The 8,053-nt window shown below is 70.9% G+C and carries 7 protein-coding genes; 2 read left to right on the plus strand and 5 right to left on the minus strand.

The window, feature by feature from the left end; all coding sequences use genetic code 11:
• Nucleotides 1-20 precede the first annotated feature (20 nt).
• From G6045_RS20165 to G6045_RS20180, 4 genes are all read right to left on the minus strand, one after another.
• Nucleotides 21-728, minus strand: coding sequence for a tyrosine-protein phosphatase (locus G6045_RS20165; protein ID WP_165333411.1), 708 nt, complete (start codon nt 726-728; stop codon nt 21-23).
• Between the two features lie 44 nt (nt 729-772).
• On the minus strand, nt 773-1,627 hold the full coding sequence (locus G6045_RS20170) for an alpha/beta fold hydrolase (RefSeq protein ID WP_165333412.1): 855 nt from the start codon (nt 1,625-1,627) through the stop codon (nt 773-775).
• Nucleotides 1,628-1,744: 117 nt separating this feature from the next.
• Nucleotides 1,745-3,376: an L-glutamate gamma-semialdehyde dehydrogenase gene (pruA, locus tag G6045_RS20175; protein ID WP_165333413.1), complete on the minus strand. Its 1,632-nt coding sequence runs from the start codon at nt 3,374-3,376 to the stop codon at nt 1,745-1,747.
• A gap of 54 nt (nt 3,377-3,430) precedes the next feature.
• Entirely contained in the window at nt 3,431-4,357 is a 927-nt protein-coding gene (locus G6045_RS20180) for a proline dehydrogenase family protein (protein ID WP_165333414.1), read from the minus strand.
• A 231-nt stretch (nt 4,358-4,588) separates the two neighbouring features.
• Here G6045_RS20180 and G6045_RS20185 point away from each other — a divergent pair, with 231 nt between their 5' ends.
• A complete protein-coding gene (locus G6045_RS20185; protein WP_165333415.1) occupies nt 4,589-5,770 on the plus strand; it encodes a PucR family transcriptional regulator in 1,182 nt (393 codons plus the stop codon).
• 6 nt (nt 5,771-5,776) lie between these two features.
• On the opposite strand, the gene G6045_RS20190 is transcribed toward G6045_RS20185, so the two are convergent.
• Entirely contained in the window at nt 5,777-6,364 is a 588-nt protein-coding gene (locus G6045_RS20190; RefSeq protein ID WP_165333416.1) for a TetR/AcrR family transcriptional regulator, read from the minus strand.
• 97 nt (nt 6,365-6,461) lie between these two features.
• Here G6045_RS20190 and G6045_RS20195 point away from each other — a divergent pair, with 97 nt between their 5' ends.
• Complete coding sequence (locus tag G6045_RS20195; protein WP_165333417.1) at nt 6,462-8,009, plus strand: MFS transporter; 1,548 nt, start codon at nt 6,462-6,464, stop codon at nt 8,007-8,009.
• Nucleotides 8,010-8,053 lie beyond the last annotated feature (44 nt).

The raw sequence follows: 8,053 nt of genomic DNA on the forward strand, positions 1-8,053 counted from the left end.
CGCCAACTGGACGGTGAAGGTCAGGCGACGCGGGTGCGCAGGGCGTTCAGATCGGCTTCGGTGACACCGGCGGCGAGCAGATACGTCTCCGCCCGCACCGCCCCGGCCGCCGTGACCATGTCGGCGTACGCGGTCGTGCCGTGTTCGGCGTAGGCCGCGTCCAGGAAGTCCTGGTGGGCCGGCTTGCCGGTGGCGGCTTCGAGGGCGGCCATGTTCGCCGCGCTGCGGGCGTAGTCGGCGGCGATCTCCTCGGGCGAGGCGCCGAGGAGCGAGAGCAGGACGAGGGCGATGTTCCCGGTGCGGTCGCGTCCGGCCGCGCAGTGGAAGGCGACTCCGCCGGGCGCGGCCTGCGCCACGGCCGTCACGGCCGCCGCGATCCGGTGCGGGAAGCTCTCCATGAACGGCCCGTAGAACTGCGGCGTGCCCCAGCGCCAGTCCTCGGTCCACCGCGCCCAGAACGCGGCGTCCTCGGCCATGCCGTCCAACTCGACGCGCACCGTGGTGATCCCGTCGGGCCGGGGCGCGGCGTCCACCCCGTACTCGTCGGCCTCCCGCAGATCGAGCACGGTGCGTATCCCGTGCCCGTACGCGGCCGCCCAGCCCTTCTCGGTCAGCTTGTCCAGGCCGTCGGCCCGCACGAGCGCACCCCGGGCGACGGTCCCGAGGCCGCCCAGGTCCCGCACGTTGTGGCAGCCGTCCCAGTCGAGGTCGCGCTCGATGCCCGTCATGTCGATCAAGATGCCAGACCGCCGCAGAGCGGTTCCCTCCGCCCTCACAGCACCCGGGCCACCGCGTCCCTGAACCCCTCCGGGTCCTCCACCCAGGGGTGGTGGCCGGCCTCCGGGAGCACCACCCGCCGTACCCGCGGAAGGGCCCGCTCCAGCGAGTCCACGGCCGAGCGCGGGCGGATGTCGCGGGCGCCGTCGACGATCAGGGCGGGTACGTCGAGCGCCGCGCACGCGGCGGCCAGTTCAGGCGTGCCCCAGGTCCGCTTGCGCTCCTCGTTGAGGGCGACGTTGCACGCGAGGTTCACCGGGAACCAGGGGTCCGCCATGCGCTCCGCGTGCTCCAAGGCCCTTGCCCTGTCCTCGAATTCGACGGTCCACCGCAGGACCGCGCTCTCGCGCGCCTCGTCTTCGGAGAGTGAGCCCCGCGCCCGCAACTCCTGCCAGCGGGCCAGCCGTCGAGGCTCCTGTGACAGGCGGGCCAGCAGGCCGTCCTTGTACCCCGGGTGCCAGTCCGTGTCCGGCCCGATCCCCGTACCGCTCACATAGATGAGGGTCTCGACCCGCTCCGGGTGCGCCAGCGTGTAGCTCAACGCCAGCTGGGCGCCCCAGGAATGGCCGAGGAGCACCATCCGGCCGAGACCGAAGTGGGCTCGTACGGCATCGAGATCCGCCACGAAACGTGCCGTCGTCCACGGGCCGTCACAAGGCGCCGAGCGGCCGCAGCCGCGCTGGTCCCAGCGGTGCACGGCGGCCAGCTCGCCGAGGAGCGCGGTCACGTCGCCGAACATGTCCCACAGGCCGGGGCCGCCGTGGCACAGCACCAGCGGAGTACCCGCCGGATCGCCTTCGCGACAGGCCCACAGCCGCAGCCCGTCGTCCGTCCGCACGCTCTGGAGCATGCGGGGCAGTCTGCCGTACGGGGAGCGCGGGAGCCGCGGCAATGGAAACCGCCCCCGTCCAGGTGTGGGGACCGGACGGGGGCGGGAACTGCGGGGTGGTCAGCCCGTGTGGGGGTGTCAGCCCATGTGCGGGTAGCGGTAGTCGGTCGGCGGGACCAGGGTCTCCTTGATGGCGCGGGTCAGCGTCCAGCGCATCAGGTTCTGGGGCGCGCCCGCCTTGTCGTTGGTGCCGGAGGCGCGGCCGCCGCCGAAGGGCTGCTGGCCGACGACGGCGCCGGTCGACTTGTCGTTGATGTAGAAGTTGCCCGCGGCGTAGCGGAGCTTCTCCATCGCGTCGGCCGCGGCGGCACGGTCACCGGCGATGATCGAGCCGGTCAGGGCGTACGCCGAGACGGACTCCATCTGCGCCAGCATCTCCTCGTACGCCTCGTCCTCGTAGACGTGGACGGCGAGGATCGGGCCGAAGTACTCGGTCGTGAAGACCTCGTTGGCCGGGTCCGAGCACTCGATGACGGTCGGGCGGACGAAGTAGCCCTCCGCGTCGTCGTAGGTGCCGCCCGCGACGATCGTGCAGGACGGGTCCGCCGCCGCACGGTCGATCGCGGCCTTGTTCTTGGCGAAGGCGCGGTCGTCGATGACGGCGCCCATGAAGTTGTCCAGGTCGGTGACGTCACCCATGGTGATGCCGTCGACCTCGGCCGCGAACTCCTCCTTGAAACCGGAGTTCCAGATCGAGGCGGGCACGTAGGCACGCGAGGAGGCCGAGCACTTCTGGCCCTGGAACTCGAAGGAGCCGCGGGTCAGGGCGGTCTTGAGGATCGCGCGGTCGGCGCTCGGGTGCGCGACGACGAAGTCCTTGCCGCCGGTCTCGCCGACGATGCGCGGGTACGAGCGGTACTTCTCGATGTTGTTGCCGACCGTCTTCCACAGGTGCTGGAAGGTCTTGGTCGAACCCGTGAAGTGGATGCCGGCGAGCATCGGGTGCTCGAGGGCCACATCGGAGACGGCGAGGCCGTCACCCGTGACGAGGTTGATGACGCCCTTGGGGAGACCGGCCTCCTCCAGGAGCTGCATGAGCAGGACGGCCGCGTGGGTCTGCGTCGGGGACGGCTTCCACACGACCACGTTGCCCATGAGGGCCGGGGCGGTCGGCAGGTTGCCCGCGATGGCCGTGAAGTTGAACGGCGTGATCGCGTAGACGAAGCCTTCGAGCGGGCGGTGGTCCAGACGGTTCCAGACACCCGGGGAGTTGGCCGGCGGCTGCTCGGCGAGCAGGTCGCGGGCGTACTTCACGTTGAAGCGCCAGAAGTCGACGAGCTCGCAGGGGGTGTCGATCTCGGCCTGCTGCGCGGTCTTCGACTGGCCCAGCATCGTGGACGCGGCCAGCGTCTCGCGCCAGGGTCCTGCGAGCAGCTCGGCGGCGCGCAGGATGATCGCGGCGCGGTCGTCGAAGGACATGGCGCGCCAGGCCGGGGCGGCGGCGAGCGCGGCGTCGATCGCGTCCTGCGCGTCCTGCTGCGTGGCGTTGCGGTACGTACCGAGAACGCTCTTGTGGTTGTGGGGCTGCACGACCTGGAACGGCTCGCCGCCGCCCATCCGCTGCTCGCCGCCGATGGTCATCGGCAGGTCGATCGGGTTCTCGGCCAGCTCCTTGAGCTTGACCTCGAGACGGGCGCGCTCGGGAGAGCCGGGGGCGTAGCCGTGCACCGGCTCGTTGACGGGAGTGGGGACCTGGGTTACAGCGTCCATGAGTTCCTGAACTCCTTTGTGAGGGGTGTCGTTTCGAGCTGGTCGAGCGGGGGCTCAGCCCTTGGTGAGGATCGAGCGGGCGAAGAAGAGAAGGTTGGCCGGCTTCTCCGCGAGGCGGCGCATGAAGTAGCCGTACCAGTCGGTGCCGTACGCGGTGTACACCCGCATACGGTGGCCTTCGGCGGCGAGGCGCTCCTGCTCCTCGCTGCGGATGCCGTACAGCATCTGGAACTCGTAGTCGTCGAGCTTGCGTCCCGCGCGGCGGGCCAGCTCCTGGGTGATCGCGATCAGGCGCGGGTCGTGGGAGCCGATCATCGGGTACCCGTCGCCCTCCATCAGGATCTTCAGGATGCGGACGTACGCCTTGTCGATCTCGCCCTTGTCCTGGAACGCGACGGACGCGGGCTCCTTGTAGGCGCCCTTGACGATCCGGACGCGGGAGCCGGCCGCGGAGAGGCGGCGGGCGTCGTCCTCGGTGCGGAAGAGGTAGGCCTGGATGACGCAGCCGGTCTGCGGGAAGTCCTTACGGAGCTCCTCGTGGATCGCGAACATCGAGTCGAGGGTGGTGTGGTCCTCGGCGTCCAGGGTGACCGTGGTGCCGATGGCGGCGGCGGCCTCGACGACGGGGCGCACGTTGGCGAGGGCCAGCTCGTGGCCGCCTTCGAGCGCCTGGCCGAACATGCTCAGCTTCACGGACATCTCGGCCCTGGTGCCCAGGCCCAGGTCCTTGAGGCGCTCGACCAGCTCGAGGTAGGCGTCGCGCGCGGCGTGCGACTGCTCGACGGTGGTGATGTCCTCGCCGACCACGTCGAGGGTGACTTCGAGGCCCTTGTCCGCGGTCTCCTGGACGATCGGGATGACCTGGTCGACGCTCTCGCCGGCGATGAACCGGGCCACGACCTGCTTGGTGCCCGGCGCGGCGGAGACGAAGCGGCGCATCTTGTCGCTGCGGGACGCGGCGAGGATCACGGGACCCAGCACGGGGCACCTCCATTTTTTGCGGGGGGTCAGGGGTGCCGCACCAGGAAACGCCAACGTTCCGGGAACGGCCAGGAGAACCTCCGTGAAACCTAAGGATCGCGCCGATTCGGGGCCATCTACAGGTGTCACGCATCCGTGGGCCGGATCTCATACATCTGTATGAGACGGCGAGAGCGCGCGTGAGGCGGCCGTGAACGACGGCCACTGCGGCCGGTACCCCAGAATGGACAGGTGAAAGGCGACTACCAGGACCTCGTCGACGAGGTCTCGACCCTGCTCGGCGCTCCGGCCACCCTCGAGGACCGGGACTTCGGGCTGATCGCCTTCGGTGCGCACGAGGGCGACGACGAGATCGAGATGGATCCCGTACGGACGCGGTCGATCCTGACCCGGAAGTCGACCTCCGCCGTCCGCGCCTGGTTCGAGGGGTTCGGGATCGCCCGGGCCACCGAGCCGGTGCGGATTCCCGCCGCTCCCGACGCCGGCGTGCTGCGGGCCCGCGTCTGTCTGCCCGTACGGCATCGCGGCGTCGTCCACGGTTACGTGTGGCTGCTCGACACCGACCCCGGCCCGAGCGCCGAGCAGCTCGCCGCCGCGATGGAGGTCACCGAGCGGATCGGGCTGCTGCTCGCCGACGAGGCGAGCGCCGGTGAGGACGTCGCGCGTGAGCTGCGGGCCGTCCTGACCAGCGGCCGCGGCTGGCAGCGGGACATGGCGGTGGCCGCGCTGCGGGCCGCACTCGGGCCCGGCGCGGACGATCTGCTCGCCGTCGTCTGCGTGACCCCGTGGCCCCGGTCCACGACAGGGGCCGCCGCCCGGGTCCCCGGTACGGTCGCCGTGTGCGCCGTGCCGCCGGCCTCCGCCGACGATGGGCCCACCGCGTTCGCCGCTCTCGTCCGGGTGCGCGCGACCGACAACCTCTCCCCCGCCCACACCGTCGCCACGCGCCTGCTCGGCTCCGCTGCCGGGAGCGCCGCCGGGATCGGGGGCGCCCGGCGCGGGCTCGCCGAGCTGCCGGAGGCGTGGCGGGAGGCGCTGGCCGCGGCCCGTACCGCTGCCGCGCGGCACCGCGGCGAGGGCGCCAAGCCGGCCCGTACGAAGGAATCGGCGCCCATCGCCGAATGGTCCGCGCTCGGCCCGTACCGCCTGCTGACCGCCCTGCCGGCGGGCGCCGCCCAGGACCCGGCGGTCACCGCACTCCTGCGGCACCCCGAACTCGCCCATACCGCCGAGGTGTTCCTCGACCATGCGGGCCAGGCCGGACGGACGGCGGCGGCGCTCGGCATCCACCGGCAGACGCTCTACTACCGGCTCTCGCGCATCGAGCAGCTCACCGGCCTCGACCTGGACGCCGGCGAGGACCGCCTGCTGCTGCACATGGCGCTCAAGGCGGCGCGGTTGCAGGGCAGTTGAGCCCGGCTACGCGTCGCGCCCCGCGGCCTTGATCAGGCGCCGCAGCCCTTCCGTCAGCTCCTGCGCGCTCGGCGCGGTGTCCGGGGCGAAGGAGTACTGGGCGATGAGCCCGGTCATCATCGTCGTGAGGAACTGGCCCAGCGTCGCGACCTCGTCGTCCGGCACCGTCGACTCCTCGACGCCCATCAGCATCGCGATGAAGCCGCGCCCGCCCTCGCTCTGCGCCTTCGCCAGGTAGTCCCGTACGGCGGGCATCTGGTCGCCCATCGCGATGATCTCGATGCTCAGCCGCCACACCGAATCGGGCTCGCGCACGGTCGCGATGACGCCGCTCCAGACCTCCTCGAAGCGCTCGAGCGAGCCGGGCGGCGTCGAGAACCCCGCCTCGGGATCGCCGTCGAAGCTCTCCGAGACCCCCTCGACCAGCGCGATGTACGCCTCGGCGAGCAGCACGTCCTTCGACCCGTAGTGATAGCCGATCGACGCGAGATTCGTCCCCGACTCCTTGACGATGTCGCGCGCCGTCGTGCGCACGAAGCCCTTGGCCAGCAGACAGCGCTTCGCGCCTTCGAGCAGATCCTCACGGTGTCCCATGCGGGACAGCCTACCCAGCGCGCAGACACACGTACAAGACGCACGTTTTACACGCTCGTACTAGACAACTGTTTAAGACGTCCGTACAGTCGCTGTCATGACGAACTCACCGGGCACGATCACGGCGCACGACCCCGCACCCGAGCGGGCAACTCGCAAGGAATGGACGGCACTCGGGGTCCTGATGCTGGCCCTGATGCTGGTGTCCATGGACGTGTCGGTCCTCTACTTCGCCATCCCGTCGATCACCGCCGATCTGGAGCCGACCGGCACCCAGCAGCTGTGGATGTTCGACATCTACGCCTTCGTCCTGGCCGGCCTGCTGATCACGATGGGCTCGCTCGGCGACCGGATCGGCCGGCGCAGGCTGCTGATGATGGGGGCCACGGCCTTCGGGGCGGCCTCGGTGCTCGCGGCGTACGCCGACAGCGCGGAGACACTGATCGCCGCTCGCGCGCTGCTCGGGATCGGCGGTGCGACCCTGATGCCGTCGACGATGGCGCTGATCAGGAACATGTTCCGCAATGCCGGTGAGCGCGCCAAGGCGATCGGCATCTGGCAGACCGTGCTGGTCTCGGGTATCGCGCTCGGTTCGGTGATGAGCGGCATCCTGGTCGAACACTTCTGGTGGGGCTCGATCTTCCTGGTCAATCTGCCCGCGATGGTGCTGCTTCTCGTCCTCGCGCCGGTCCTGATCCCCGAGTTCAAGGACCCGAATCCCGGGCGCTTCGACTGGATCGGTGTGCCGCTGTCGATGGCCGCCGTACTGCCGGTCGTCTACGGCCTCAAGGAGATCGCGGCCGAGGGCCTCGAACTCTCCTACGTGGCTTCGGTGGCGGTCGGGCTCGTCTTCGCGGCGCTGTTCGTGCACCGCCAGCGGACCGCCGTATCGCCGATGATCCCGCCCGCCCTCTTCCGGGGCCGCAACGGCTTCGGCTCGGCCATCTCACTGACCCTGATCTCGTCCCTGACGATGATGGGCTCGGCGTACTTCACGACGCAGTACCTGCAGTCGGTGCTCGGCATGTCCGCGATGGAATCCGCGCTCTGGGCCCTGCTGCCGTCCGTCCTGATCGGCTTCGCCGCGCCCGTCGCGACCGTGCTCGTGCAGCGCGGCATGAACCGGGCGCATGTGGTCGCCGCGGGCTTCGGGACCTCGGCGACGGGCTTCGCCCTTCTCCTGTTCGTCGGTACGGACTCGCTGTGGACCGTCCTGGCCGCCGCGGGAGTCCTCGCGAGCGGCGCCGTGATCGTCGGCTCCCAGCTGACCGACCTGGCGCTCGGTGCCGCACCGGCCGAGCGGGCGGGCAGCGCCTCCTCGCTCGTCGAGACGGGCAATGAGTTCGGCGGGGCGATCGGCATGGCACTGCTCGGCTCGATCGGCAACGCGGTGTACCACGCGCAGATGCCGGACGCGGCCCCGGCCGCGGCCCGCGAAACGCTCGGCGGAGCAACGGTGGTGGCCCAGGAACTGCCCGAGCGCGCGGGCACGGCCCTGCTGACCACGGCACGCGAGGCCTTCACCAGCGGGATGCACGTCGCGGCGGTGGCGGCGATGGTGCTCCTGGTGGGCGCGGCGGTGGCGGCTTCGGTGGCGCTGCGGCAACCCAGCCCTACCGACACCTCCAGCCCCGCCGGCGTTTGAGGCGATCCGAACGAAGTTCGGATGCGGGGGCCCGGGGCGAAGCC

It is taken from the genome of Streptomyces mesophilus (assembly GCF_011044995.1).
Classification (GTDB): domain Bacteria; phylum Actinomycetota; class Actinomycetes; order Streptomycetales; family Streptomycetaceae; genus Streptomyces; species Streptomyces mesophilus.